This is a genomic window from Pseudomonas sp. NBRC 100443, from assembly GCF_030268185.1.
Lineage (GTDB): Bacteria > Pseudomonadota > Gammaproteobacteria > Pseudomonadales > Pseudomonadaceae > Pseudomonas > Pseudomonas citronellolis.
Map to the genome: position 1 here is coordinate 19,683 of NZ_BSQE01000022.1, position 25,633 is coordinate 45,315.

A 25,633-nucleotide genomic window follows, 5' to 3' on the forward strand; every position below is an offset into this window, starting at 1 on the left:
AGGGTCAATGGCGTGTGTCTTGCACGTACCAAGCCAACAATCGCTTTATCGAACCGGGAGTCGACGGATGAAACTGCAATGGGCCGAACGCATGCGCCAACAGATGCACGGAATGGCCGAGTCGCTGGGCAACCTGCTGGTGGAGGGCTTCCACTACCTGGCGCTGTTCGCCATCGGCGGCACCGTGTTCTGGTCGGCGGCGGTGGCCTTCGTCGAGATGTTCGAGAAGGGCCACGCGAGCATCGACGACATCCTGCTGCTGTTCATCTACCTCGAACTGGGCGCCATGGTCGGCATCTACTTCAAGACCAACCACATGCCGGTGCGCTTCCTGATCTACGTGGCGATGACCGCGCTGACGCGCCTGATGATCGCCGACATCCAGCACAACCACGTGCCCGACGACGGCATCATCCTGGTCTCGGTGGCCCTGTTGCTGCTGGCCCTGGCCATCCTGGTGGTACGCTACGCCTCCTCGCGCTTCCCCTCGGCGCCGTCGGGCAAGGGCGAGCAGGCGCTGCTGCAGGACGACGAGCGCTGACGGCGCTTCGAGCAGCAATGGCCCCCTTGGCGGCCGCGATGCACTAACATCGGAATAATTCGCGCCGCCGAGGGAAGACCCGCACGATGAAGGGCTGGAAGCTGTTCGCACCCCTGCTGCTCCTGGTAATCATCTCCATCACCCTGTACCTGCGTCTGCACACCCAACCCTTGCTGCTGCAAGGCGAGGCGGACGCCACCGAAGTCATAGTCGCCTCCAAGGCCAAGGGCCGCGTCGAGACGCTGCACGTGCGGCGTGGCGACGACGTGCAGAAGGGCCAACTGTTGATAAGCCTGAGCAGCCCGGAGCTGCAGGCCCAGCTGGACTCCCTGCGCGCCGGGCGCAGCCAGGCCCAGGCGCAGCTCGACGAATCCCTGCACGGCACCCGCGAGGAAACCCTGCGCGCCCTCCAGGCCAGCCTGCAGCAGGCCCAGGCCGAGCTGCGCAACGCCGAGCTGGACTTCCAGCGCAACGAGGAACTGGCCGGCCGCGGCTTCGTCTCCCAGGCCCAGCTCGACACCACCCGGCGCGCCCGCGACGTGGCGCGCAACCAGGTGGCCGAGGCCCAGGCCAACCTCGACCAGGGCCAGCGCGGCGACCGCGAGGAAGTGCGCCAGGCGCTGCAGGCCGCGGTGCGCCGCGCCGACGCGCAGATCGCCGAGTTGCAGGCACAGACCGACGACTTGGCCGTGCTCGCCCCGGTGGACGGCGAGGTCGGGCCGATCCCGGCGGAGGAGGGCGAGCTGATCAACGCCTACAGCCCGCTGCTGACCCTGGTGCGGCTGTCCGACAGCTACCTGGTGTTCAACCTGCGCGAGGACATCCTCGCCAAGGTGCGCAAGGGCGACAAGGTGAAGCTGCGCATCCCGGCGCTGGGAGACGCCGAGGTGGAGGCCGAGGTGCGCTACATCGCCCCGCTGGGCGACTTCGCCACCAAGCGCGCCACCCGCGCCACCGGCGACTTCGACCTGAAGACCTTCGAGGTCCGCCTGTACCCGCTGCAAGCGGTGCCGGGCCTGCGTCCGGGGATGAGCGCGCTGTGGCAATGGCAGCAATAAGGCGCAACCTGCAGCGCTTCGCCCAGGCGTTCAACACCGAGACGCGCATCGCGGTGCGCAGCTGGACCATTCACTGGCTCGGCTGGCTGTGGCCGCTGCTGCTGTTCACCCTGATCAGCGGCATCTACCAGGCCGGCACCCTGCTGGACATGCCGGTGGCCGTGGTCGACGCCGACCACAGCCACCTGTCGCGGCGCGTGGTGCGCGAGCTGGACGCCGGTTCCCACGCCCAGGTCGAGGTGCTCGGCGGCGGCCTGCAGGAAGGCCTGCGGCGCCTGCGCGCGGCCGACGACTATGCACTGCTGTACATCCCCCGCGACTTCGAGGCCGATGCCCTGGCCGGGCGCCAGCCGCGCGCGGTGCTCTACTACAACTCGCTGTTCTATTCCGCCGGCTTCTATTCCACCCAGGACTTCAGCGGCCTGGTCGCCGGCGTCAACCAGGACCTGCGCCCCTACCTGGCCGCCGGCGCGGGCGCCCCGCTGCCGAAGCTGGCGAGCATCAGCGTGGCCTACGAGAGCCTGTTCAACGCCAGCGGCAACTACATCTACTACCAGCAGTTCGCTGCCATCGTGCACCTGCTGCAGTTGTTCGTGATAGTCGCCACCGTCCACGTGCTGGCCCGCGAGGCCCCGGAGCTGCGCGCCTCCTCGCCGCACATCCTGCGCGCCCGGGCCCTGGGCGTGCGCCTGCTGGGCAAGCTGGCGCCCTACACCCTGCTGTTCAGCGCGCTGCTGATGCTGGAGCTGTTCCTGCTGGTGACGCTCAACGGCGCGAAGATCAACGGCAGCCCGCTGTGGATGCTGGCGATCACCGTGTGCTACGTGATGGCCGCGCAGAGCGTCGGCCTGGTGCTGTTCATCTTCACCGCCAACCGCTTCAGCGCCTACTCGCTGATCGGCCTGCTGATCGGCGTGGCGCAGACCTATTCCGGGGTGCTGCTGCCGGACCTGGCGATGCCCGAGATCGCCCGCTTCATCAGCCTGGCCGAGCCGTTGACGCACACCCTGCACGGCCTGTTCGACCAGTTCCTGCGCCAGGCCCCGCCGGAATCCGGGCTGTACGCCTGCTGCCGGCTGCTGGTCTACCCGCTGCTGGCCTACATGATCGCCAAGCTGCGCCTGCGCCGGCGCCTCGACCTGAGCCCGGCCTGAGGAGGCGCCATGGAGAACTTCTGGAGCGTCCTCAGGCAGACCCTGAAGAACATGCTGGGCAAGCCGCTGTGGCTGCTGACCGTGCTGTCGGTGGCGCTGACCACCTTGCCCTACGCCCACCGCACCATGGACGACCTGCCGGTGGCGGTGATCGACATGGACCACAGCGCCGCCTCCCGCGAGCTGATCCGCCTGCTCGACGCCGCGCCCAAGATCGCCGTGCGCAGCTACAGCGAACTGCCCACGGCGCAGCACGACCTGGCCTGGCGCCGGCTGTTCGGCATCGTCATCCTCCCGGTGGACTTCGAAAAGCGCGTGCTGCGCGGCGAGGCGGTGAGCGTGCCGATCTTCGGCGACGCCACCAACCGCATGGCCAACGGGCAGATCCAGCAGGACATCAGCGCCACCTACAACGAGCTGACGCTGCGCTACAACGCCCACCTGCTGCTGCACAACGGTTTCAGCGCGAGCCAGGCCGAGGTGCTGCTGAGCCCGGTGGTGGGCCAACTGACCGACCTGTTCAACCCCGGCACCAGCTTCGCCGCCATCGTCCTGCCGGGGCTGGTGACGCTGATCCTGCAGCACAGCCTGCTGCTGTCCTGCACCCGGGTGAACCTCAACCTGCGCGGCGGCACCCCGCGCTCGCTGCGCCAGCCGCCGTCCACGCGCTTCGGCCGCTACGCCGCGCAGCTGCTGATCTGGACGGTGCTGGCCATGCTCTTCTACGTGATCTGGCCGTGGATCATGGGCTACCGGCAGACCGCCTCGTTCTTCATGCTCATGGGCCTGGTGCTGCCCTTCCTGCTGGCGGTGATCGCCCTGAGCGAATTCCTCGCCGAGCTGCTGCCCTCGGAAGAGGCGGTGTACCTGACCATGACCTTCATCACCCTGCCGCTGTTCTACATGGCCGGCTTCACCTGGCCGCCCCAGGCCATGCCGCAGTGGGTGCAGTGGCTGGCCAACGGCATCCCCTCCACCTGGGCGATCCGCGCAGTGGTGGAGATGAACCAGATGAACCTGCCGCTCTCGGCGGTTTCCGACCGCATCCTGGTGCTGCTCGGCATGGCCGCCGCCTACGGCCTGCTGGGCACGCTGATCTACCAGTTCCGCAACTGGCGCTGGGACCAGCTCAAGGGTTGGTGAGCCCCGAAGCGCTCTTGCTCGCTCCTACGAGAAGCCGTGCCTGCCCGCGGGAGCGGATCTCGCTGTGGCCATGGCGATGGGTATCGCTTCGCTCGACCCATCCTACGGGGCTCCGATCCTGACCGTGGAGCCGGGCATGGGCTTGGGTGTATCGGCGGATAACCGCGAACGGTTATTCGCCCTACGCCATGGCTGGGTGTTGCGTAGGGCGCATAACGCCTACGGCGTTATCCGCCGTTTGACCTTGGCCCCCGGCCGCTGCGGATTCGAACCCGGAGCTCAGGCATCGCGCCCCTTGCGCCGGTTCTTGTAGCTGCCGCGAATATTCATCGCCGCCAGGCACAGTTGCAGCAGCACCAGGGCGTAGGCCTTGGCCGGCAGGCCCCAGGCTATCCACAGGGCGTTGCTGGCCAGGAAGGTCCAGAAGCCGAGCTTGCGCCGCCGGCGCTCGCGGGAGCCGACCAGCCAGGCGGCCAGTACCGTGACCAGCATCGCCGGCCATTGCAGCAGGTCGAGGAGTTCGTGCATGGGGCGGTTTCCCGCGGCTGTCGTCCTGACTTCAGACCAACCCGGGCGCCGCGAAGTGCGGTCGGACTGCGTAGCCGTCGAGCAGCGCCTGCACCTTGTCGGCGTCCAGCTCGCCGTTGAAGGGCACGCCCAGGGCCTGGCGGTGGATGCCGGTGGCGGCCAGCCAGAGGGTGTCGATGCGCGCGGCCAGGGCGCCGGGCACGTCGGTCACCAGGGAGTCGCCGACGAACAGGATGTTCTGCGCCCCGCGCGCCTGCAGCTGCCGCTCGGCGATGCGGAAGGCCGCCGGGTCCGGCTTGCCGAACCAGCGCACCTGGCCGCCTTCCTCGGCGAAGGCTTCGGCCAGGCGGCCGGCGCCGAACACCGTGCGCCCGGCGGAGACCACCACGCGGTCCGGGTTGGCGCAGAGGAAGGGCAGGTCCAGCGCGTGGCGCAGCGGTTCGAAACGCGCCTCCAGCTCGTCCTGGGGGAAGCTGCCGACGCCGAGGATCAGCGTGGCCTTGTGGATATCCGTGCCGAAGCGCTCGCGGATGTGCGCCGGCCAGGTGCCCAGGGCGTCGGCCACGCCGGCGATGCAGATGCCGCCGCGCTGCAGCTGGGCGTCGTGCTCGATGGCGTCGATGGTCAGTTGCCCGGAGGTGGTGATGCCCGCGTATAGCTCCCGCGGCACGCCCAGGCTTTCCAGGGTGTCGGCCATTTCCACGACGCTGCGCGAGGCGTTGCTGAGGAACCACACCGGGCGGCCCTCGGCGGCGCGGCGGCGGAGCCAGGCGAGGGCGCCGGGGAACACCTCGGCGCCGTCGATCAGCACGCCCCAGAGGTCGAGGAGGAAGCCGTCGTAGTCGGCGCAGAAGGTATCCAGGCCGGCGTGGTCGATGAGGCGGGTGTGGGTGACGGCGCTGAAGCGTGGGGAGGTCATGGCAAGCCTGTCGCGGGGAAAAGCCCCAGCCTAGCGCACCGCGGGCAGGCGGGTGAATGCTTTCAGCTGGCCGGGCGGGCCTGGGCGACGCTCTCCGGCGCCGGGGCCACCGGCACCTCCACCAGACCGCGCAGGTGGCACAGGCTGAACGGGCTGGGGCTGCAGCGCCCCTCGGCCATGGCCTGGCGGATGGCGTCGACGTCGGCGTTCTGCACGTAGTGGATGGCGTCGGCCATGTCGTCGGCGCTGCCGAAGCCGCCCTCGCGCATTTCCTTGAGCGCGTCTTCCTTGCTCCAGCCCTGGACCACCGTGCGGTACATGGCGGAGAACAGCCCGGTGCGGTCGCTGCCGTGCTTGCAGTGCATCAGCACCGGGCCCTGTTGCTGGGCGGCCTGCAGCAGGTTGAGCACGCGGATGACGTCGGCGTCGTCGACGCGGTCGGCGTGGGTCGGGAAGCTGAGGATCTGCAGCGGTGCGGCGCCGGTCCAGGCCTTGTCGTCGTCCTTGATGAAGCTCAGCACCGTGTGCACGCCGAGCCGTTGCAGCAGCGGCAGGTCCTGGCCGTCGGGCAGGGCGCTGCGGTAGAGGCTGGGCGACATGCGATAGAGGTTGAACGACTTGTCCACCGGCTGCGCCCATGCGGCGGGGCGCTCGTCGGCATGGGCCGCTGCGGTGACCAGGGCGAGGGCGAGCAGACAATGGCGCAGGAAGGAAAAGGGCAGGGCGGGGCGCATGGGGGCCTCCTGGCTGGCGGAGCGCAGACAGTAGGCGGCGGGCGATAAAGCCCGGATGAAAAGATTGTGAAAAAAGCGTGAAGACGCCCCGCGGCGATCAGCGGGGCAGGAAGCGCGCCTGCACCGGCGGGCGGAAGAACCACCAGGCGGCCAGCGGGTAGACCAGGTAGTTCACCAGGTACAGCAGCAGCGCGGCGTGGCTCGGCGGGTTGCGCCAGGCGGCCAGGGCCACCAGCGCCAGGTACAGCAGGGCCAGGCCGGCGGCGTAGAAGCCGAGCAGGCGCCAGCGCTCGCCGACGCTGGGCAGGCGCCCCACGCGGCGGGCGAAGAAGAACGCCATGCCGGCGCCGATGGCCAGCGCCACCAGCAGGTTCACCGGCACCAGGCCGTAGCGCAGCAGGGTGCGCAGCAGCACGTTGAGGACCATGGCGATGAGGATGCCGGTCAGGGCGTAGTAGCGGGTGCGGATGGGCATGGCTAGAGGCTCCCGTCCAGGCCGAAGCGTTTCTTCAGGGCCTTGTCCAGCAGGCCGGTGGGCAGCCAGCGCGCCAGCAGCGGCAAGGCGCGGCTGCCGTGGCCGACGCGCAGCAGGCGCGGGCGTGGCTGGCGCTGCACGGCGGCGAGCAGTTGGCGGGCCAGTTCGGCGGCCGGGGTGGGTTTGTCCTGGGAGGCGCCGGCGCGGGCGCGGATGAACTCGCGCAGCGGCCACCAGGGCGAGCGGTCGTCCACCAGCGCCTGCCAGGTGCGCCCGGCGTTGGCGCCGAAGCTGGAGGCGATGGCGCCGGGCTGCACTTCCAGCACCCCGATGCCGAAGGGCGCCAGCTCCAGGCGCAGCGCCTCGTTGAGCGCGTGCAGCGCGGCCTTGGAGGCGCAGTAGGCGCCGGCGAAGGGGGTGACCAGCACGCCGGAGACGCTGCCGATGTTCACCACCAGCCCACGGCGTTCGCGCAGCAGCCCGAAGCAGGCACGGGTCAGCTCGACCACGGCGAAGACGTTGGTCTCGAACTGCCGGCGCAGGGCTTCGGCGCCGCCGTCCAGCAGCGGGCCCATGGCGCCGTAGCCGGCGTTGTTGACCAGCACGTCCAGGCCGCCGGCCTCGCGCTGCAGCTGCTCGGCCAGGCGGGCGATGGCGGTGCCGTCGTCGACGTCCAGCCGCACGCCGCGGAAACCGGCCTGGCCCAGGGCGGCCACGTCTTCGTCGCGCCGGGCGGTGGCCCAGACGCTGTAGCCGGCGCCCTGGAAGGCCTCGGCCAGGGCGCGGCCGATGCCGCTGGAGCAGCCGGTGATGAGGGCGACGGGTTGGGGCATGGCGGCTTTCCTTGGCGTGGGCGCGTGGGTGTTCGGCGCCTACCCTAGCCGATTGCGCCGCGCGGGTGAACTCAGTCGCCGAAGCGCCCTTCGATGCGCTCGGCGCGGAACTCCAGGGTGCTGGCGCGGTAGCCCGGGCGCAGCGCCGGCAGCGGCAGGCAGTCGCTCCAGGCATCGCCGCCGAGCAGCGCGCCGGGGCCGCGGTAGCGCGGCGCTTCGTAGAGGTTCTCGGCGAGGTCGATGGTGTCGCCGGGGCGGTAGGCGGCGACCTTCCAGCGCAGTTCCAGCAGCGGCGCGTCGCTGCCGTTCTTCAGGTCGACGCGCAGCGGGCGGTCGGCCGGGCACAGCGTCGGCGCGTAGCGGATGCGCAGTTCCAGGCGCTCCAGGCGGCGCTGGTCGAGGCTGTCCTGCCAGATCGCCAGGGCCACCACCAGGCCCAGGCCGACCAGGGCCGCGGCCGAGATCGGCAGCGCGCGGGCGGGGTAGCGCAGCAGCAGGATGATCCAGGTGACGATGAGGAGGATGCCGAAGAACATGGATGCGTCCGGGGTGGGCCTGGGGCAGCAGCCTAGCAAATCCGTCGCTTCTGGAACGACTTCGACGGATGGACACGACCTGGGTCAAGATTGTGCGCGAATCTGGTGCGTCGGACGCTGCGCTGCATCTGCGGAATCCGCATAATGCACATTTGAGCAGGCACGCGGCGGCATATTTCCCCTGGGAAGTGTGCATTCTGAACATTCATCGATGTTCGTCATGCTCAAAGGTTTCCGCGTCGTTACCCGTCGGCTTTTCCGGCCCGCTCCTTGCTCCAGGCCGACAGACATCCAACCCACCTCGCGGAGACATCCATGAGTTCCCCCAGTGAATTCCCCCTGAGCGCCACGCCCAGGGAAGGGCGCAAAGGGCTGCTGCCCATCGCCATGGTCCTGTTCAGCTTCACCTTCTTCACCGGCACCATGTTCGCCGGCGGCAAGATCGGCATGGCCTTCGACTTCGTCGACATGCTCTGGGTCGCCGTCGTCGGCAACACGCTGCTGGCCGTCTACGCCGCCGCCCTGGGCCTGATCGCCTCGCGCAGCGGGCTGAACACCGTGCTCATGGGGCGCTTCTGCTTCGGCGAGCGCGGCAGCAAGCTGTCGGACTTCCTCCTCGGCTTCGCCGAGCTGGGCTGGTACGCCTGGGGCACCGCCACCGTGGCCATCGTGCTGGTGAAGATGCTGGCCCTGCCGGGCTGGCTGACCATCCCGCTGATGGTGCTGTTCGGCCTGGGCTTCAGCATCACCGCGATCATCGGCTTCAAGGGTCTGGACCTGCTGTCGCGGGTGTCGGTGCCGCTGATGTTCATCCTGCTGGTGGCCTCCATGGTCATCGCCACCCACCAGGCCGGCGGCTGGGCCGGGCTGCTGGCGGTGCAGCCGAGCACCGGCATGACTTTCTCGGCCGCCGTGACCATGGTCTTCGGCACCTTCGCCAGCGGCGCCACCCAGGCCACCAACTGGACGCGCATGGCGCGCAGCGGGCGCATCGCCGTGGCCGCCAGCGTCATCAGCTTCCTCGTCGGCAACGGCCTGATGATCGTCGCCGGCGCCTGGTGCGCCATCGTCTACCAGAACGCCGACATCGTCGAAGTGATGGTGCTGCAGGGCCTGTCGTTCGCCGCGGTGATCATGCTCTGCCTGAACCTCTGGACCATCCAGGGCCCGACCATCTACAACGTCTCCGCCGCGGCCTGCCACCTGGTGCGCAGCGAGCGCCGGCGCAGCATGACGCTGCTCGCCGCGGGCGTGGGCATCGTCCTGGCCATCGGCGGCATGTACGAGTGGCTGATTCCCTTCCTGGTGCTGCTGGGCTCGATCATCCCGCCGCTGGGCGGGGTGATCATGGCCGACTTCTGGCACCGCCACCGCGGCAACTACCCGGCGCTGGTCGGCCCGCACATCCCGGCGTTCAACGTCGCCGGGCTGCTGTCCTACGCCGTGGGCGCGGCGCTGGCCTACGCTTCGCCGTGGATAGCGCCGCTGGTGGGCATCGGCGCCTCGGCGGCCTGCTACATCGTGCTCGGCGAGATCGCCCGGGCCCGCGCCGGCGTGGCCGAGCCGCGCGCCTGAACCTATTCATGTTCATGGCGCTGTGCATTCGGCATCCGCGCAGCGCCCAGCCTGAGGAGCCAACCCAATGAAGATCGTCAACGCCAAGCTGCGCAAGCAGGAAGGCCTGTTCACCATTCGCTGCGAGGGCGAGCGCATCGCCGAGGTGCTGCCCCAGGCGGCCCGCGTCGCTGCCGCCGGCGATGACCTGGACGCCGCCGGGCAACTGGTGATCGCGCCGCTGGTGGAGCCGCACATCCACCTCGACGCCACCCTCACCGCCGGCGAGCCGGAGTGGAACATGAGCGGCACCCTGTTCGAGGGCATCGAGCGCTGGGCGCAGCGCAAGGAAACCATCACCCATGAGGACACCAAGTCCCGCGCCCACACCACCATCCGCATGCTCGCCGCCCACGGCATCCAGCACGTGCGCACCCACGTGGACGTCACCGATCCCACGCTGGCCGCGCTCAAGGCCATGCTGGAGGTGAAGGAGGAGGCGAAGCACCTGGTGGACCTGCAGATCGTCGCCTTCCCGCAGGAGGGCATCGAGTCCTACGAGGGCGGCCGCGGGCTGATGGAAGAGGCGATCCGCCTGGGCGCGGACGTGGTCGGTGGCATCCCGCATTTCGAGAACACCCGCGAGCAGGGCGTCAGCTCGATCAAGTTCCTCATGGACCTGGCCGAGCGCACTGGCTGCCTGGTGGACGTGCACTGCGACGAGACCGACGATCCCAATTCGCGCTTCCTCGAAGTGCTGGCCGAAGAGGCGCGGGTGCGTGGCATGGGGGCGCGGGTGACCGCCAGCCATACCACGGCGATGGGTTCCTACGACAACGCCTATTGCTCGAAGCTGTTCCGCCTGCTCAAGCGTTCGGGCATCAGCTTCGTCTCCTGCCCGACCGAGAGCATCCACCTGCAGGGCCGCTTCGACAGCTTCCCGAAACGCCGCGGCGTGACCCGCGTGGCGGAGATCGACCGCGCCGGGATGAACGTGTGCTTCGGCCAGGATTCGATCAAGGACCCGTGGTACCCGCTGGGCAACGGCAACATCCTGCGCGTGCTCGACGCCGGCCTGCACATCTGCCACATGATGGGCTTCGAGGACCTGCAGCGCAGCCTCGACCTGGTCACCGACAACAGCGCCCGCGCGCTGAACCTGGGCGAGCGCTACGGCATCGCCGCCGGCCGCCCGGCCAACCTGCTGGTGCTGGGCGTGGACAGCGACTACGAAGCGGTGCGCCAGCAGACCAAGGCGCTGTATTCCATCCGCCACGGCCGCGTGCTGATGCGCCGCGCGCCGGAGAGCGTGGAACTGCTCGAAGGCTGATACCGGAGGTGTAAGCGGGCCCTGCCCGCGATTCGCGCGCAGGGCGCGCTCCTACAGGGGAATGGCGCGGGTGGGGTTGCGTAGGAGCGGATCTCATCCGCGATCCGCGCCGATACGCCCGGCTATCGCGGACAAGGTCCGCTCCTACGGTTAGGAATGCCATGTCTCCAGGCTACCTGTAGGAGCGGGCCCTGCCCGCGATTCGCGCGCAGGGCGCGCTCCTACATGGGAATGACGTGGGTGGGGCGGCGTAGGAGCGGATCTCATCCGCGAATCGCGCCGATATGTCCGGCTATCGCGGACAAGGTCCTACGGTTAGGAATGCCATGTCTCCAGGCAACCTGTAGGAGCGGGCCCTGCCCGCGATTCGCGCGCAGGGCGCGCTCCTACATGGGAATGACGTGGGTGGGGCGGCGTAGCGGATCTTATCCGCGATCCGCGCCGATACGCCCGGCTATCGCGGACAAGGTCCTACGTCCGTGCTTCCCGGGAACCGTTGGCGTTATACCCTCCGGGGGGCCCCGCGCACAAAGAAAAACCCCCAGGCACAAGGCCTGGGGGTGATTGGCATCGATGGGGGAGACGCCGTCCTTCAACTAGCGAGCGGCTACCTGCGCGCGGATGCCGCTCTCTTCGGTTCGACCGTAGACATCCTCCAGACGTTCGATGTCGTCTTCGCCCAGGTAGCTGCCGGATTGCACTTCGATGATCTCCAGCGGGATCTTGCCGGGGTTGGCCAGGCGGTGCACCGAGGCGATGGGGATGTAGGTGGACTGGTTCTCGGTGAGCAGGAACACCTTGTCGTCGCAGGTCACCTGGGCGGTGCCGCTGACCACGATCCAGTGCTCGGCGCGGTGGTGGTGCATCTGCAGCGAGAGCTGCGCGCCGGGCTTGACGGTGATGTGCTTGACCTGGAAGCGGCCGCCCATGTCCACCGAGTCGTAGCTGCCCCAGGGGCGGTACACGGCGCAGTGGTTCTGGGTTTCGCTGCGGCCGGCGGCGTCCAGTTCGTTGACCACCTTCTTCACGTCCTGCACGCGGTCGCGGTGGGCGATCATCATGGCGTCCTTGGTTTCCACCACGACGATGTCGTCCAGGCCGACCACCGAGACCAGCTTGCCGTTGCCGTGCACCAGGCAGTTGCGGCTGTCGTGCACCAGCACGTCGCCCTTGGTGACGTTGCCGTTGGCGTCCTTGTCGTGCACTTCCCAGATCGACGACCAACTGCCGACGTCGTTCCAGCCGGCGGCCAGGGGCACCACGCAGGCGCGCTGGGTCTTTTCCATCACCGCGTAGTCGATGGAGTTGTCCGGGCAGCATTCGAAGGTGGCCGGGTCGATGTTGACCACCTCGCCCTCGTGCTGGCTGCGTTCCAGGGCCAGCAGGCAGGTGTCGTAGATGTCGGCGTCGTGGCGCTTGAGTTCTTCCAGGAAGCGGCTGGCGCGGAACAGGAACATGCCGCTGTTCCAGTAGTGCCCGCCTTCCTCGACGAACTGGCGGGCGCGGGCCTCGTCGGGTTTCTCGATGAAGCGCTCGACCCGCGCGACGCCGCCGGGCAGCTTGTCGTCGGCGTTGGCGCGGATGTAGCCGTAGCCGGTTTCCGGGCGGCTGGCGGGCACGCCAAAGAGCACCATCTCGCCCTTCTCGGCAGCCACGGTGGCCAGGGCCAGGGCGCGCTGGAAGGCGCGCGGGTCTTCCAGCACGTGGTCGGCCGGCAGCACCAGCAGCAGTTCGTCGCGGCCCTCGGCGACCAGCTTCATGGCGGCGATGGCCACGGCCGGGGCGGTGTTGCGGCCGAAGGGTTCGAGCAGGATGCCCTGGGTCTTGAGCTTCAGTTGTTCGAGCTGTTCCTGGAGGATGAAGCGGTGTTCCTTGTTGCTCACCACCAGCGGCGGCTCCATGCCTTCGAAAGCCAGGCGCTCGAGGGTCTGCTGGAACAGCGTGTGCTCGCCGGCCAGGGCCAGGAACTGCTTGGGATACAGCTTGCGGGAAAGGGGCCAGAGTCGCGAGCCGCTACCACCGGAAAGAATGACGGGAATCATGTGGGGTTTCTCCTTAAAGCGTTCATGCGTTCTGTGGGGCGCCGGGCGCCGTTACCGTTTCGGGTGACCTCTCCGTGCGGGCCGTCTTGGCAGCTCGCTGGTTTTTTTCTGCCGGTGTGGCCGGTCTTTTTGTGGTGTTCGTTTTGGTGATTGGGTGTGTGGGGGGGGGTAAGAGCCCCTCTCCCCAGCCCTCTCCCTGAAGGGAGAGGGGGCTATCCGTGCAATCGGCGAGGACTGTGCCAACCGGCTGCTCCTTCACTGCCGGCGAGCGCCAGGGTTGCGCCTGATGCCGAACGGCCCCCTCTCCCTGAAGGGAGAGGGGGCTATCCGTGCGATCGGCGAGGACTGTGCCAACCGGCCGCTCCTTCACTGCCGGCGAGCGCCAGGGTTGCGCTTGATGCCGAACGGTCCCCTCTCCCTTCAGGGAGAGGGTTAGGGAGAGGGGGCGGGCTTCACGTCGGCACGTCATCGCCATTTATCTCAATCCGCCTTCACCGGCCGCTTGACCCACACCGGCGACAGCTTGCCGCCCTCGCCGGTGACGTACAGGCACACCACCTCGCCGCGTTCCAGGGTGACGGGCTTCAGGTCGCTGACCTTCTTGCCGCCCTCGAACAGCGCCAAGTTCACCTTCACCGGGTTGATCTCGCGGTCGCCGTGGCTTTGCGGGGCGACGTTGCCGACCACTTCGGTCTTGCCGTCGGCGGTCTTCAGGGTCAGCGCCTGGCCGCTGAGGTTCTGCACCCGCACCAGGGCCTTCTGCTTGTTCTTGAAGGGCGGCTCGGGCACCAGCCTGGGCTGGCCGCCGGGCTGGCTGACCAGGGTGTAGTAGGCGTCCGGGTCGAGTTTCACCGGCAGGCTCTGGCTGCCGACCTTGGCGGTGTAGTTGCCCGGCGGGAGGAACTTGAAGTCGCTGGAGCCCAGGGGCGATACGTCGTTGAGCTGGGCGTTGCCGACGCTCACCGAGAGTTCGCTGTTGCCGGCGTTGTAGGCCCGCACGAAGGCCGAACCCTTGGGCGCCTGCGGGCCGTAGAGCGCGGCTTCGCCGGCGTGGGCGCCGAAGGCGGCCAGGCCCAGGGCCAGTGCCAGGGCGGGGGATTTCCAGCCGAGGGTCTTGGAACGAGTCATGGGGTGTACCTCCGTCTTCACTTTTTCATGGGGCGCGCTGGCGCCCTTGGCGTGGCGCTCAGTGCGCCGCGGTCAGGCCCGGCGGGTTGGCCGCCAGGCGTTCGTCACGGTTGCCGGCCGCGCGCAGCTGGGCCAGCCAGTCGGCATCGAACTGGCTGAGGTCGCTGTGCATCGGCAGGTAGCGTTCGGGGAATTCCCACACCAGCAGGCGCGGCGGCTTCTGCTGGAAGCCCGGGTCCTTGAGCAGTTCGAGCATGGGTTCGAGGGGGCCCTTGCCTTCCTTGGCGTAGTTGATCAGGTCGGTGGACAGCGCCTGCTTGAGGGCGCCGGCGAAGTTCCAGTGCGGGTTGGCGCTGTAGCTGGTGCCCACCAGGGCCACCTGCGGCTCGGCGCTGTCGCCGAACAGGTCGCCGCCGGCCGCGGCGTTGTCTTCGGCCGGGTGGGTCTGGCGCGCCTGCAACTGGTCCGGCGCCGGCAGCAGTTCGCTGAACAGCGGGTCCAGGGGCAGGAAGGTCAGCAGGTCGCCCTTGTGCGGCGTGGCCTTGCTGGCGTCGGTGATGAAGGTCTGCTGCGGCAGGTCGAGGTTCTGCCCCTCGCGGATGCTCTGGGCCAGGCGCTGGGCCACGGCCTCGGCGCCCAGCGGCGTCCAGTGGGTGTCGGTGCGCAGGAACACCTGGCCGTTGTTCTTGGCCTGCTCCAGGGTATCCAGCAGCTTGGGCGCGGCCATGCCGGCCTGGCGCGCGCGCTGCAGGAATTCGTCGTAGAGGCCGACGTGCAGTTGGGCAGGCTGTTCCTTGCCGATGTACTCGGGGTAGATGCGCGCCTTGGCCGGGATGATCGCCAGCACCAGCTTCACGCCGCGGCGCTCCAGCTCCTGCTGCACGCCGCGCACCAGGGCCCAGTTGTCGTCCAGCTGGGTCTGGCTGGGCGCCGGCTTGAATTCTTCGTCGGTGTACAGCCAGCCGTCCTTGCCGATCACCACGCCCGGGCGGCCTTCGTCGAACAGGGCATAGTCCAGCGCGGCCCAGAGGTTGGTGCCCAGGCGCTTGATGGGGAACTGGTCGTCGTAGTGGCCTTCGAAGGCGTGGGCCAGCTTGCCGTTGAGCACCGTGGTGCCCTCGGCGGCGGCGAAGCTGGGGAAGGCCTTCAGCGACCAGCCGGCCAGGCCCAGCAGTATCCCGCCGAAGGCGGCGACGTAGGCGTATTGCAGGGGTTTGCTGATCTTGGAAACGTAAGGAGTCGGTTGCATGGTCCGGCCTCGCTCAGAACTGGAAGTAGAGGAAGGGCGAGTAGCTCTGCGCCGAGAGCTTCAGCACCGAGGCGGCGAACAGCGCCAGCAGGGCCGCGCGGGTGGCCAGCACGGGCAGCTGGGTGAGCCAGTGCGGGCGGTACACCGCCGCGCCGCTGCGCGAGTAGGCGATGGCCGCCGGGTCGTTCTCGGCGTCCTGCGGGCTGCGCGGCTGGGCGCTGGCCGGGCCGTCGGCGGCGACTTCGTCGGTCTTGGCCGCGGCCTTGGGCGCCTTGCTCTGCAGCGGCTGGTTGTAGAACTGGCGCAGGCCGAAGACGGCCAGCACCACGTAGGCCACCACCAGGGTGCCCACCTGCAGGCCGGTGAGGCTGGCGCGGCTCTGCTCGGACAGGCTCCAGTCGCCGAAGCTGAACATGGCTTCGTACATGCGCCAGGCCACGTGCAGGTTCTCGGCGCGGAAGATCACCCAGCCGATGATCACCAGGAGGAAGGTGATGGCCCACTTGAGCGGGTTGAGCACCCGCGGCGCGGCGTTCACGCCCAGGGCGCGCTCGATGGCCAGCCATACGCCGTGCCAGGCGCCCCAGATGATGTAGGTGACGTTGGCGCCGTGCCACAGGCCGCCCAGGAGCATGGTCAGGATCAGGTTGCGGTAGGTCTGGAAGGTCGTGCCGCGGTTGCCGCCCAGGCTGATGTACAGGTAGTCGCGCAGCCAGGTGGACAGGCTGATGTGCCAGCGCCGCCAGAACTCGGTGATGGACTGGCTGATGTAGGGCTGGTTGAAGTTCTCCATGAAGCGGAAGCCCATCATCAGGCCCAGGCCGATGGCCATGTCGCTGTAGCCGGAGAAGTCGAAGTACAGCTGCGCGGTGTAGGCCAGGGCGCCCAGCCAGGCGTCGCCCGTGGTCGGGTCCTGCAGGGCGAAGCAGTGGTCGGCCAGGGCCGCCAGGGTGTCGGCGATGAACACCTTCTTGACGAAGCCCTGCATGAAGCGGGTGCAGCCTTCGGCGAACTTGTCGAGGGTGTGGGTGCGGTGGTTGAACTGGTCGACCAGGTCCTTGAAGCGCAGCACGGGGCCGGCGATCAGGTGCGGGAAGATCGCCACGAAGGCCGCGAAGTCGATGAGGTTGCGCGTGGCCGGGGTGTCGCCGCGGTACACGTCGATGATGTAGCTGATCGACTCGAAGGTGTAGAAGCTGATGCCGATGGGCAGCAGGATGTGCGTCAGCACGAAGGGCTGCATGCCGAACGAGGTGATGATCTGGTTGAGGCTGTCGACGCCGAAGTTGGCGTACTTGAAGTAGCCCAGCACGGCCAGGTCGACCACCACGCCGAGGATCAGCCAGCGTTTGGCCGCCAGGGTGCGCACGCCGGCGGCGCCGATGCGCAGGCCGATCCAGTAGTTGAACAGGGTCACGCCGGCGAACAGGGCGAGGAAGTCCACCCGCCACCAGGCGTAGAAGACGTAGCTGGCCACCAGCAACAGCAGGTTGCGGTAGCGGTTCCCGCTCAGGTAGTACAGGCCGAGGAAGATCGGCAGGAACAGGAACAGGAACACGTTGGAAGAAAAGACCATTGCCCGTCTCGCTCTGGAGCTTCGTACCCAGGGTGGCTCCAGCCCTTCCGGCGCCTGTCGGCGCGCAAGGAAAAGGCCGGTGTCACCCGCCAGTTCCTCCCCGTTTTGTCGCTAAGGTGGTGCGCCCGCCCGGCGTCTTTATTGCGCTTGGGTCGGGGGTGGCTGGGCCCGTCTTCGTTGCGGGGTTCAGCCGGGTGTTTCGGTGTTGCGGGGAGGTTCTTGCCCTCTCCCTAACCCTCTCCCTGAAGGGAGAGGGGACTGTTCGGTGCAGGTGGAAACCGTTGTGTCAGCCGGCACGTGCCGGCCTGCACCCCACGCCCATTGAGCGCATCAGCTCCCGCCATTCCCCCGGTTGAACACCTTCGTCACATCCCCGCCCAGCCGGAAGCTGTTGAACGGCTCCATCTTCCTGCGCCAGTCCTGGGTCTTCGGCGCGCAGCTGTAGAGCGCGCAGTAGGGCTCCAGCCAGGCGAACTTGCTGTTTTCCTTCAGGTCGCTCATGTCCTGGTCGTTGCCGGTCCGGCGGTCGAAGTCCTGCTGGTCGTCCACCCCCTGCATCACCCTTTCGGCCAGGCGCTGCAGGGCGCCGTTGTTTTCCTGGCGCAGGTCCACGCCGTTGACCTGGGCGAAGGCGGCGATCATCGCCAGCGGCGGCAGGCTGTAGTTGTGGTAGGACAGGGCGCGCTGGCGGCGCTTGAGTTCGTTGGGCAGGTAGCCCTGGGCGTCGACCTGGCTGGCGGCCACCTTGAATTCGCGCACCGACCAGTCGAACAGGTCGCGGCGGTTGGTCACCACGGCGGTGGACATCACCGACCAGGCCGCCCAGTAGCTGTGGTTGTTGATCTTCTTCAGCGGCAGGTTGCTCCAGTCGCTGACCACCTGGGTGCCGAGCTTGCCGAACCACTGCTCGATCTGCGCCGCCTGCTGCGGGTAGGCCGCCAGCGGGCGGCTGCTGGAGAACTTCAGGCGCAGGTAGGACGAGGACAGGCTGCCCAGGGCCCATTTGCGCATGGACTTGCCGGTGTGGTTGAAGTCGCCGCTTTCCAGCGCATCGGCTCGGGCCCAGGTGGTCAGCCAGTTCAGCGCGCAGTCCAGGTCGCCCTTGTGGCCGCTGCGCATGTACTGGGTGATCAGCTTGGTGGTGCCGCGCTCCATGTCGGTGATGTCCTTGATCTGCTCGCGGAACTTGCCTTCGGCGGCCACGTTGAGGGTGGCGCGCGCCGAGTCGGAGCCCTCGTACTTGCTGGTGAACTGCAGCGAGCCGGTGTAGGGCGTGGGCACTGCCGGGCAGCTGTCGGCGTCGCCCTTGCGCTCGCCGACCGCGGCGAAGTAGCCCGGCGGCGGCACCAGGTCGGCGGCCTGGCTGCTCTGCCCGTAGAGGGCGGCGAGGCTGCTCAGGGCCATGGCCGGCCACAGCAGGCGCAGGCCCTTGTTGCGGGAAAGTCGCTGGATGGACATGGATTACCTCCCGGCCACGGTACTGGCGGTGGCCTTGATCTGCGGGGTCTGGCACAGCTTCGCCTCGACCTCGAGGCCGGCCGGCATGTCGTCCGGCGCCTCGATCTCCAGGGAGAGGAACTGCTGGTCCGGCCAGTCCTCGTCGTTGCGCAGTTCGAAGACGTAGCGCCCGCCGGTGTCGACGGCCTTGGACTGCTCGATCTTCAGCTGCTCGCGGCGGCCGTTCATGTACCAGACGGTGTTCTTCAACTCGTGGATGCCCGGGTCGCTGTAGGTGACGTCGGCGGTGTAGCTGCCGCTGCGGATCGGCAGCGCCGCGCTGTTGAGCAGCACCTCGTTGCGCCCGGCGTGCAGCTTGACCTTGCGGCTGAGCACGGCCTTCTGCTCGGCGCAGCCGTTGGCCACCAGGGGCATGGCCTGGCGGTAGAAGCTCTTCTGCGCCATGTCGTAGTGGGTGGCGAATTCCCAGACCAGGATCTTCGGCGGCTTGTCGTGGAACTCCTTGCTGGTCAGGTAGGCCAGCAGTGAGCTGTCGAAGCCGCCGCCGGAGACGGCGTTGTTGAGGATGTCGACCTTGCCGTACTGCTCCAGGAAGCCGACGAAGTTGTACGCCGGGCCGCTGTTGGAGGTGCCGACCACCGCCACCTGCGGGTCGCCGCCGTCGTCGAACAGGTCGCCGCCGCCGCTGTCGCCCACCGGCTCGGTCTCGAAGCGGTCGACGTACTGCGGCGCGTAGCTGCTGCCGCACAGTTGCGCGGCGGCCTTGTGGAAGGTGCCGAGCTTGGACAGCAGGCCCACGCGCTTGCTTTCGAATTCCTTCTTCGGGATGTCCGCATAGGCGGGCATCTGCTTCAGCGTCTCGGCGGCGATCTTGGCGCTGCGCATGGCGCCGTAGGGCGTCCAGTGGTGGTCGCCCTTGAAGTAGTAGGGGTGGGCTTCCTTCTCGTCGAACAGCGGCGAGAAGTCCGGGGTGTAGATGCCGGCCTCGCGGAACTTGGCGATGGTCGCCAGGTAGTTCTTCTTCGCCAGTTCGTAGTCGAATGAGGCCTTCTCCTCGGGGCTGAGCTTCTCGCGGTTGATCAGCCCGCGGGTGGGCTGGTAGACCACCATCAGCTCGACGCCGCGGCGCTCCAGTGCCTCACGCAGCGCCTTGAGTTCGCGCCAGCCCTCGGGCGTGGTGCCGAAGTCGGTGCGCAGGTCGTAGGTGGTGCGGAACAGCCAGTCTTCCTGGGCCGGCACCAGGTGGGTGAAGAAGCCCAGGTACTTGGTGTTGTAGGCCTTGTCGTCGGCCGCGGCCGGGCACAGGCCGGCGGCGGGCAGGGCGCTGTAGGTCGGCGCGCCGGCGTCGGCGGCGCCGGCGGCGCCCGCAGCAAGAATACCGTGGGCCAGCAGCAGGCCGGCGGCGAGGCTCGACAGGCGCAGCAGACGATGGGGGCGGATGGTCATGGTACGGGTCCTCAATTCTGCAGTTCGGCCTGGCTTTCCACGGGGTCGATCAGCACGGCGCGCTGCTGGCGCACGAGCAGGTCGAGGATCTGGTCCTGCTTCTCGCCGAGCACGCCGTTGAAGCTGATGCCGGAGGATTTGGTCGGGCCGAGCATGGCCACCTTGTAGAGTTCCAGCGACAGCGGCGAATCCACCGACAAGGGACCTGAGCCGTTGCCCACCAGCTTGCCGCCGACCACGATGAGCGACACCTTGGTGTCGAAGGGGTCGAGGTCGATGTTGCGGTCGGTGTTGGACAGGTCCTTGATGTGCCCGTACACGCCGATCAGCTTGTTGCCGGCGGCGAGGTTCTCGTACAGGCGGATGTTCACGCTGTTGCGGATGCGGATGCCGTGGCGCCGGTTGCCCAGCACCTGGTTGCCGTAGATCAGGTTGTCGCCGCTCTCGTACAGGGTGATGCCGTCGGAGTGGTTGCGGTACACCTCGTTGTAGGCCACCAGGTTGCGCTCGGAATTACGGTCCAGGACGATCCCGGAGAGGTGGTTGTCGTAGGTCTTGTTGCGGAAGATCCAGCTGTCGTTGACCTCGCGCGAGACGATGATGCCGTGCTTCTTCTTCGTCCCGTACACGGTGTTCTCGGCGATGATCAGGCGGTGCGAGCGGTCGTGCGGGTCGATGCCGTAGATGACGTTGTCGCGGTAGGTGTTGCCGCGCACCACCAGGTCGTCGGCCTCGTAGCAGTAGAAGCCGTACCAGTTGTCGACGAAGGTCGAGCCGATCACCCAGCCCTTGGGCCGCGGACGCTTCATGGTCTTGTCCATGCCCGGGCTGTACTGCGAGATGGAGATGCCGTAGGCCTTGGAGGCGTTGTAGCCGAAACTGGTGAAGGTGCTGTTCACCAGGTAGGCCTCGGCGCCGCCCCAGGACACCAGGAACGGGCGGAACTCGTTGGGGCTTTTGAACCAGGCCGGCTCGCCGCGGGCTTCGTTCCAGGCGGTGACCTTGGTATCGCGCACGAACAGCTTGCCGTCGTTGACCAGGAAGGCGCCGCGGTCCTGGGACAGACGCAGTTCCTTGACCTTGCCGTCGACCTCGAGGGTCGCGCCTTGGCTGACCACGATGGGCAGGCGGGCGACGAACACACCGGGCTCGACCTGCTCCAGCGCCTTGCCGAGCTTGCCGGCCAGCTGCGCGAGGTTGACGTAGCCGCCCTCGATGAAGATGGCCTGGGGCATCTGCCGCTGGCGCTTGACCCACTCGGCCAGGCGGTTCTGCCCGCCGGTGAATTCCTTCAGCGGCTGCTGCTGCACCATGCGCTGCACCACGGCCTTGCCGCCGGGCTTGCGCACGATCTTCTTCGCCACCGCCTCGGCGGTGTAGCCGGAGAGGTCGGGCAGCTTCGGCGGGTCCAGGTGCAGTGGGCCCTCGGGCAGCGCGGTGACCGTGTAGTTGCCGGTTTCCTTGAGGCCCTGGACGTGGCCGGGCTGGTTGGCCGGCGAGGGCTGCTCGCTGGCCTCGGCGTCCTTGGCGTTGGCCGCCGGGGTCGAGGCCCAGGCGGGGCCCGTGGCGACCAGCAGGCCGCCGAGCAGCAGGGCGGCCAGGGGTAGCGGATGGCGGTTCATGGTGGGTTCTCCCTGTGGGCGTGGAGCCGGAAGGCGCTGGGCTCCCGCGTGCGCGGGAGTGACGGTCGCCGGGCGGGGGCTTCGAGCCCCCGCGCTCCCCGTGCCTGTTCGCACGCGGGAGGGTTGTTCCGTCATCCCCGCTAACGCGGGGAACCAGTGACTGCCAGTTCGCATCGCCCTGATCCTCAGAAGCGCCAGATGAAATCGACGAAGGCATGGTGCATCGTCGAGTCGACGTGGCTGCCGTAGGCGTCGCCGGGCTTGAACACGCCGCCGCGGAAGCGCACCAGGGCCGAGGGCTCGTCGATGTACTGGCTCATCGAGGCGGGCAGCAGGCCCTGCTTGAAGTACTTGGTGACCACCAGGTCGACTTCCTGGCCGATGTCCTTGGAGTTGTTCTCCAGGGGCGCGGTGATGCCGCTGTTGCCGATGTCCGAGTCGCCGTCCACGCGCCAGAACTTGTGGTACACCACGCTGGCGTCGTAGTCGTCGCGCAGCTGCCAGGCGCCGAACAGGGTGGCGTCCTGCAGGTTGGAGAGTTCGCCGCGGAAGGCCTCGCCGAAGCGGTGCACGCGGGCGCGGGTGCCGGTGAAGTTGGAGCGGTTGCTCTGCAGGCCGGTCTGCTCGTACTGGTCTTCGCCGTCGTGGCCGCCGCCGCTGCCGCGGGCGTAGCCGACGCCGGCGCGCCACTGCTCGTCGATGTTCCAGCGCAGGCCCAGGTCGATGCCGTAGGCGTTGACGTCGCCGCTCTGCTTGCCGGTGGCCACGCGCTCGCCGTCCACCGCGGCGCTGGTCAGGCGGTCGCGGTTGCCGCTCAGCCAGGTGGCGCTGGCCCAGTAGTTCAGCGGCATCTGCGAGCGGTAGTTGTAGCCATCGCCGTTGGCTTCGATGCCCACCCAGGTGAGGTCGCCGGTGGAGCGCTTGTCCAGCGAGTCTATGGTTTCGCCCGCATCCGGCAGGCTGCCGCTGTCATCGGCGTGGTGCAGGCGCAGGCCCACCCAGTGGTGCGGCGCCCACTGCGTGGAAATGTCGCCGAAGACGTGGGTGCGGTCCTCGTCTTCCGGCGCCAGGTCGGTGATGTCGGTGCGGTACTCGGAGAAGCGCTGGGCGGCGCCCAGATGGGCGCGCAGCAGGGTGGTGTCGAAGGTCCAGTTCAGCGCCTCGATGTTGGTGTCCTGCCACATGCCGCTGTCGTCGCGCAGGCGCTGGCGGCCGAAGCGCAGGTGCTCGCCGGGGTACTGGGTGAGGCCGGCGTAGTCCACCCAGAATTCGCGCAGGGCGAGGTAGGCGTCGTCCGGCTCGCGCTTGTTGTCGCCGCTGTCGCGGCTGCTGGCGTCGACTTCGTCGGACTGCAGGGTATCGGTCTGGATGGTGTCGGTGGCGGCCACCGCCTGGCCCATCACGTAGGCGCTCCACTGGCCCCACTGGCCGAAGGCCCAAGGCCGCAGGTCGATGCCGATGCCGTTGAGGTCGCCGCCGTGGGCGGTGCCCAGGTCGCGGTCGTCCTCGGATTCGGCGGTGATCTTGATGTCGATGCCGTAGTTCTTCGGCGGCGTGTCGTCGGCCCAGGCGCCGGCGGCGAACAGGGTGCCGGCCAGGCTCATGCCGGCGCCGAGCATCGCCGGGAACAGCCGGGCGCGGCGGATGGCGCGGGCCAGGCGGATCGGTTGGAACAGCGGGGCGGAGGTCGGGTCGGGGCGCTTCATAGGCTTTCTTGTTCCTGTTCGTTCTGCATGAGGCTGACGGTGGCCTGCCAGTTGGCGCCGCGGGCCTGTTCCTCGCGCTTGAGCAGCTGCTGCGCCTGGCTCAGTTCGGCCGGCTGCAGCTGCGGTTGCAGCTCGCTCATCAGGTCGCCGGCCTGGGGTATCTGCTGGCGCTGCGCCAGGGTGCCGAAGACGTAGGCGTTGACGCGGTTGGGCTGTACGCCGCGGCCTTGCGACCAGAGCTGAGCCAGGGCCATGTCGGCGCTGGCCTGGCCTGCGCGGGCGGCGATCAGCAGGTGGTCGGCGGCCTTCTGCGGGTAGACCTTGCCGAGGAAGCCGCGGCGGTAGATCTGCCCCAGGTAGTAGTGCGCCTGGGGTTCGCTGGCGGCGGCCTTGAGCAGGTGCTGCTCGGCCTTCTGCGGGTCCTGGGGCATCCACTTGCCGTCGTAGTACAGGCGCCCGAGCAGCAGCTCGGCGCGCGGCTGGGCGGCGTCCTGGGCCTTCTTCAGGTAGTCGAGCATCTGCTCGACGTCGCCCAGCTCGGGGTAGTCGTACTGCAGCTTGGCCAGGTCGACCCAGGCCGCGGGGTAGGTCGGCGCCAGTTCGTTGAGCAGGGCCTGGGCGGTCTGTGGGTCGGGCTTGCCGAGGTCGGCGTTGGCCAGCACCTGGGCCACCGATTCCACCCGCTCCGGCGGCACCCGGCCGGCCTTGTGCGCGGCGCGCAGGCGGTCGAGGTGGGCCTTCTGCTTGTCGGCGTCGCCCTGCACCTGATACACGGTGGCCAGCTCCATCCAGCACACGTCCATGCGCGTCAGCCAGCGCTGGCAGACCTGCTCGATCTCGCCCAGGTGCTGGTTGTAGGTGCCCTGGGTGCGGTACAGGATGATCTGCGCCAGGTCGGCCTGGGGCAGGCCCTGGGCGCGCCACTGGTCGATGCGCTGCTGCGGGTTCACGCCCGGCCAGGCCTGCGGGTACTGCAGGTAGAGCACGATCAGCGGCACCAGGGCGCTGTCCTCGCCTTCGTTGAAGGCGCGGTTGAGCAACTGCTCGGCCTCGCGATGCTCGGCGTCGGTGGCGCCGGGCTTGGCCGCCAGCCACTTGCCCAGGCGCGCGCGGGCCCGCGGCGAGGTCTCGGCGGCGTCGCGGTAGAGCTTCTCTGCCTTGGCCTGGGCCGCGCTGTCGCCGCTGGCGGCCTGCATGTCGGCCAGGCCGATCTGCGCGTCGGTGTAGCCGAGGGTGGCCAGGGCCTGGTAGTTGGCCTGGGCGGTGGCGATGTCGCCGCGGGCCATGGCTTCGTCGGCCAGGCGCTGGTCCGGCAGGCCGGCGCAGCCGGCGGCCAGCCCGATGGCCAGGGCCAGGGCGGCGCCGCGCAGCGGATGGTGGGCGATGGCGTTCATGCTTGGGTCCTCAGCGCGCGGTGGCCATGGCCATGGCCTTGTTCAGCAGGGTGCGGCCGGGCAGGCCGCCGATGCTGACTTCCGCCGGGCGCCCGGCGAGCTGGCTGTCCAGCGGCTGCTCGGGCTGGATCTGCGCGCGGATCTCCGACGACAGGTCGCCGTCCACCGGCGCGGTGCGCAGGATGCGGCCGCTGCGTACTTCGCTGTCGCCGGCGACCTGGAAGTGCACCAGGGTGCCCGGCGAGAGTTCGGCGGCGTTGCGGTAGGCGAAGCGCGCCTCGACGGTGGCGCTGGCGTCGCGCGGGGCCAGGGTGAAGATCACGTCGCCCTTGTTGGCGTACTGGCCGTTGGCGACGCGCTGCTCGATCACCCGGCAGTCGCAGGGGCTGGTGAGGGTGCCCTTGAGCTGGTGGCCGAAGAGCTTCTCGATGTTGCCGGGGTTGAGCTGCTCGTCGGACAGGTTGCCCTTGAGCAGGTCCAGCAGGCTGGTGGAGAAGGTGGCGATGGGCGCGCCCTTGGCCACTTCGGCGTCCATCTGCACCAGGCTGTCGACGGTGCCCTCGCGGGGCATGGTGATCTGCTGGGCGGGGATGTTGACCACGCCGGAGTCGGCATGGGTGACGAAGTACAGGTTGTACAGCTGGTTGAGGATGAAGGCGAAGGCGCCGACGCCGACCACGAAGATGGCGGTGCTCAGGGTCACCGCGCGGATGCGCCCGAAGAAGCCCATGCCGCCGCCGGCGCCGCCGTGCTTGCGGGCCTTGGTGAAGTTCTCGCGCTGCAGGGTGTTGAGCATGTCGCCGACGCTGACCACCTCGCCGGCCAGGTACGCGGTGATCAGGTAGCGCAGGGCGGCGACCTCGCGCGGCTTCAGGTGCTGGAACTCGCAGCCGGTGCGGCGGCTGTCCGGGTCGAAGGAGCGCACCTGGAACTCCACTTCCAGGGCGAAGCTGATGCTGTCGATCTGGAACAGCAGCTTGCCCTTGTGGATGTCGCCGACCTGGATCGGCGCGCCGCTGGCGGTGAAGGCGAAGCCGCCGGCGGAAAGGTCCAAGAGCCTTGCGTCGACGCCCTCGCGGTTGGCGCCGATGTAGCGGATGCGCGCGGGCAGCTTGACCCGCGCGTGCTGGCGCTGGGCTTCGGATTCGTGCACGACGTTGACGTTGACGGCGGTATTCATGAAGTCGGTCCTATGTTCGAAACGGGT

At 68.5% G+C, this 25,633-nt stretch carries 22 protein-coding genes; 6 read left to right on the forward strand and 16 right to left on the reverse strand.

The features are described from left to right. Positions 1-67: 67 nt before the first annotated feature. The 4 genes from QSJ95_RS24945 to QSJ95_RS24960 all read left to right on the forward strand — a co-directional run bounded on the left by QSJ95_RS24945 (position 68) and on the right by QSJ95_RS24960 (position 3,896). Positions 68-541, forward strand: a complete 474-nt coding sequence (locus tag QSJ95_RS24945; RefSeq protein ID WP_009616066.1) for a phosphate-starvation-inducible protein PsiE — start codon at positions 68-70, stop codon at positions 539-541. A gap of 86 nt (positions 542-627) precedes the next feature. Continuing rightward, positions 628-1,599: an HlyD family secretion protein gene (locus tag QSJ95_RS24950; RefSeq protein ID WP_285645999.1), complete on the forward strand. Its 972-nt coding sequence runs from the start codon at positions 628-630 to the stop codon at positions 1,597-1,599. Next, complete coding sequence (locus tag QSJ95_RS24955; protein ID WP_043312641.1) at positions 1,581-2,753, forward strand: ABC transporter permease; 1,173 nt, start codon at positions 1,581-1,583, stop codon at positions 2,751-2,753. The genes QSJ95_RS24950 and QSJ95_RS24955 overlap by 19 nt, the downstream gene beginning before the upstream one ends. A gap of 9 nt (positions 2,754-2,762) precedes the next feature. Then, a complete protein-coding gene (locus tag QSJ95_RS24960) occupies positions 2,763-3,896 on the forward strand; it encodes an ABC transporter permease (RefSeq protein ID WP_043312643.1) in 1,134 nt (377 codons plus the stop codon). Positions 3,897-4,175: 279 nt separating this feature from the next. Here the strand turns inward: QSJ95_RS24960 and QSJ95_RS24965 are convergent, their stop codons facing one another. From QSJ95_RS24965 to QSJ95_RS24990, 6 genes are all read right to left on the reverse strand, one after another. Further along, positions 4,176-4,424, reverse strand: coding sequence for a hypothetical protein (locus tag QSJ95_RS24965; RefSeq protein WP_009616070.1), 249 nt, complete (start codon positions 4,422-4,424; stop codon positions 4,176-4,178). A 31-nt stretch (positions 4,425-4,455) separates the two neighbouring features. Next, entirely contained in the window at positions 4,456-5,343 is an 888-nt protein-coding gene (locus QSJ95_RS24970) for a TIGR01459 family HAD-type hydrolase (RefSeq protein ID WP_285646001.1), read from the reverse strand. Between the two features lie 62 nt (positions 5,344-5,405). Beyond that, positions 5,406-6,077, reverse strand: coding sequence for a tyrosine-protein phosphatase (locus QSJ95_RS24975; protein WP_285646003.1), 672 nt, complete (start codon positions 6,075-6,077; stop codon positions 5,406-5,408). A gap of 97 nt (positions 6,078-6,174) precedes the next feature. Further along, the gene (locus QSJ95_RS24980) at positions 6,175-6,552 is read right to left on the reverse strand and encodes a hypothetical protein (protein ID WP_285646005.1); all 378 of its coding nucleotides are present in this window, start codon (positions 6,550-6,552) and stop codon (positions 6,175-6,177) included. 2 nt (positions 6,553-6,554) lie between these two features. Continuing rightward, positions 6,555-7,385, reverse strand: a complete 831-nt coding sequence (locus QSJ95_RS24985; protein WP_285646007.1) for an SDR family oxidoreductase — start codon at positions 7,383-7,385, stop codon at positions 6,555-6,557. Between the two features lie 71 nt (positions 7,386-7,456). Beyond that, positions 7,457-7,921, reverse strand: a complete 465-nt coding sequence (locus QSJ95_RS24990) for a multidrug transporter (protein ID WP_285646009.1) — start codon at positions 7,919-7,921, stop codon at positions 7,457-7,459. Positions 7,922-8,236: 315 nt separating this feature from the next. On the opposite strand from QSJ95_RS24990, the gene codB reads away from it, so the two are divergent. Together codB and codA are read left to right on the forward strand one after the other, a co-directional pair. Then, positions 8,237-9,496, forward strand: a complete 1,260-nt coding sequence (gene codB, locus QSJ95_RS24995) for a cytosine permease (RefSeq protein ID WP_285646012.1) — start codon at positions 8,237-8,239, stop codon at positions 9,494-9,496. 67 nt (positions 9,497-9,563) lie between these two features. Continuing rightward, positions 9,564-10,805: a cytosine deaminase gene (codA, locus tag QSJ95_RS25000; protein ID WP_285646014.1), complete on the forward strand. Its 1,242-nt coding sequence runs from the start codon at positions 9,564-9,566 to the stop codon at positions 10,803-10,805. Positions 10,806-11,401: 596 nt separating this feature from the next. Here the strand turns inward: codA and QSJ95_RS25005 are convergent. The 10 genes from QSJ95_RS25005 to QSJ95_RS25050 form a co-directional block, all read right to left on the reverse strand. Beyond that, positions 11,402-12,847, reverse strand: a complete 1,446-nt coding sequence (locus QSJ95_RS25005; RefSeq protein ID WP_009616078.1) for a mannose-1-phosphate guanylyltransferase/mannose-6-phosphate isomerase — start codon at positions 12,845-12,847, stop codon at positions 11,402-11,404. A gap of 480 nt (positions 12,848-13,327) precedes the next feature. Further along, the gene (gene algF / locus QSJ95_RS25010) at positions 13,328-13,975 is read right to left on the reverse strand and encodes an alginate O-acetyltransferase AlgF (RefSeq protein WP_009616079.1); all 648 of its coding nucleotides are present in this window, start codon (positions 13,973-13,975) and stop codon (positions 13,328-13,330) included. Between the two features lie 58 nt (positions 13,976-14,033). Further along, positions 14,034-15,224, reverse strand: coding sequence for an alginate O-acetyltransferase (locus tag QSJ95_RS25015; RefSeq protein WP_009616080.1), 1,191 nt, complete (start codon positions 15,222-15,224; stop codon positions 14,034-14,036). Between the two features lie 13 nt (positions 15,225-15,237). Next, positions 15,238-16,800, reverse strand: a complete 1,563-nt coding sequence (locus QSJ95_RS25020; protein ID WP_285646019.1) for an MBOAT family O-acyltransferase — start codon at positions 16,798-16,800, stop codon at positions 15,238-15,240. Positions 16,801-17,130: 330 nt separating this feature from the next. Continuing rightward, positions 17,131-18,204 carry a mannuronate-specific alginate lyase gene (locus QSJ95_RS25025; RefSeq protein ID WP_285646141.1) on the reverse strand — a complete coding sequence of 358 codons (1,074 nt, stop codon included), beginning with the start codon at positions 18,202-18,204 and terminating at the stop codon, positions 17,131-17,133. Positions 18,205-18,261: 57 nt separating this feature from the next. After that, the gene (locus QSJ95_RS25030; RefSeq protein ID WP_285646021.1) at positions 18,262-19,704 is read right to left on the reverse strand and encodes an alginate O-acetyltransferase; all 1,443 of its coding nucleotides are present in this window, start codon (positions 19,702-19,704) and stop codon (positions 18,262-18,264) included. An 11-nt stretch (positions 19,705-19,715) separates the two neighbouring features. Continuing rightward, positions 19,716-21,326, reverse strand: a complete 1,611-nt coding sequence (gene algG, locus QSJ95_RS25035) for a mannuronan 5-epimerase AlgG (RefSeq protein ID WP_285646023.1) — start codon at positions 21,324-21,326, stop codon at positions 19,716-19,718. Between the two features lie 185 nt (positions 21,327-21,511). Beyond that, on the reverse strand, positions 21,512-22,945 hold the full coding sequence (locus tag QSJ95_RS25040) for an alginate export family protein (protein ID WP_502945319.1): 1,434 nt from the start codon (positions 22,943-22,945) through the stop codon (positions 21,512-21,514). Between the two features lie 83 nt (positions 22,946-23,028). Beyond that, entirely contained in the window at positions 23,029-24,426 is a 1,398-nt protein-coding gene (algK, locus tag QSJ95_RS25045; RefSeq protein WP_285646025.1) for an alginate biosynthesis TPR repeat lipoprotein AlgK, read from the reverse strand. A 10-nt stretch (positions 24,427-24,436) separates the two neighbouring features. Then, positions 24,437-25,606 carry an alginate biosynthesis protein Alg44 gene (locus tag QSJ95_RS25050; RefSeq protein WP_009616087.1) on the reverse strand — a complete coding sequence of 390 codons (1,170 nt, stop codon included), beginning with the start codon at positions 25,604-25,606 and terminating at the stop codon, positions 24,437-24,439. Positions 25,607-25,633: the final 27 nt, after the last annotated feature.